The sequence below is a fragment of the Pedobacter folensis genome, assembly GCF_056490665.1.
The window spans coordinates 1-1,510 of the sequence record NZ_JBWJIF010000013.1 but is presented as its reverse complement, the minus strand read 5'-3'; the positions used below and the strand labels follow the sequence as shown (position 1 = coordinate 1,510).

Sequence of the window (1,510 nt, the reverse complement as noted above, 5' to 3'; positions counted from 1 at the left end):
GGGCGCACCCGCTCCATCAACCCTAATCTCATTAGCCTTGATTTTTCCGTTAACGGTAAGTTTTTCAGCTGGAGAAGTGGTACCAATGCCCACATTTCCACCTGATGGGTTAAATAGTAAGTGATAGGCAGTGGCTCCTCCATCTCCCCTTTGCTGCTGAATAAAACCATCACCATTATTTAAAACACCAAATTGCATACCGTAGTCATTTAACCCATTGGCCAGGTACAGTTTGTAATTTAAGGCGCCTAATGTAGGGATAGCATTCCCTATAGGGGTATTAATCCGGATACTGTTAGTCGTAGTATTTCCTGCACCCGTTACATCCTGTAAAGAGGTTGCTAAAGCTGATTTAACTTGTGAAACACTGCTATATCCATAACGATTTGTACCCTCCTGATTAGTCATAAATGCATCAATATTCCCATTCGAACCAATAAACTCCTGTCCACCCCACTTTATTGCGTTAGCAGCCTTACCATTGATATTGACCAGATGGATATTATTTTGATTATCATTTTGATCATTTTCACTTCTCAAATTCCAGCCAGTACCGTCCCATTCGTGTATTAAATAATAACCTTGGTTATTATAACTATGAAAATTGGTTATTTTATTTTGATATGCCAGAGCCCCCAAACCCATCCAGTTTTTTAGCGCAGTGGCGTTATATTGATAAATACCTGTAGTAGGATCAATACCAATTAAAGTTGATGGAGCAGTGCTTAACACCGTACCGCCCCAGGTATTTCCTCCTAAGCTACCACTGTTGGATGCATAAGCAGCAGCATCAGCGTGACCAACATTTACCGCAGCTGGGTGGTTACTTTTCAGTTGCCAATAGGTTCCATCCCAGGTATTCGATAAATAATATTCGCTGGGATGAGAGGCCGACCATAGTTTAATGCCATCTACCCCAACACCATTTACAGATAAATTACCTGAACTGTTTAATAACATTTTATTAGCTCCATTCACCTGAAAATAATGACCTGCATTTGCACTATAATAATTCTCTCCGGAACCAACATTATCAACAATCAGATAAGCACTCCCGCCAAGCGCTTTAAAAACTGTTCCGGCAGAAGCATTAATATGAAGTTTACTATCTGGTGAAATTGTTCCGACACCGATATTGCCACCATTCACAATAGAAAAATAAGGTACAGTAGGACTAGCCGACCAATTGTAGATATGGAATCCATTTTCCGAAATCATATTGGCACCCGAACTTAAAGCCCAATTATTTCCATAAGGATTATTGATAAACAGTTTTGTGGTATTTGTATTAACAGAGCCACCCCCAATCTGCAACGAGTTTGTAGCGGTATTCCCCCTATCGGTAACCGTTTGTAGCGTTTCCTGTCCAAAAACAGCAATACTAATCACTATAAAAACTACTGTAGTATATATTTTAATCATGTTGCAGGTTATTTATTTCCTCGTTCTAACTTTAATAGGCGTGCCTCAAAGTCTTTGTTGATTTTTAGCTGCTCTTTTAGTGTTTTGT

1 pseudogene is annotated in these 1,510 nt (G+C 39.5%); it reads right to left on the bottom strand.

The features are described from left to right. Positions 1-1,422 (bottom strand): annotated as a pseudogene (locus AC04QZ_RS24985) (hypothetical protein); the annotation flags it as partial. Between the last annotated feature and the right edge of the window lie 88 nt (positions 1,423-1,510).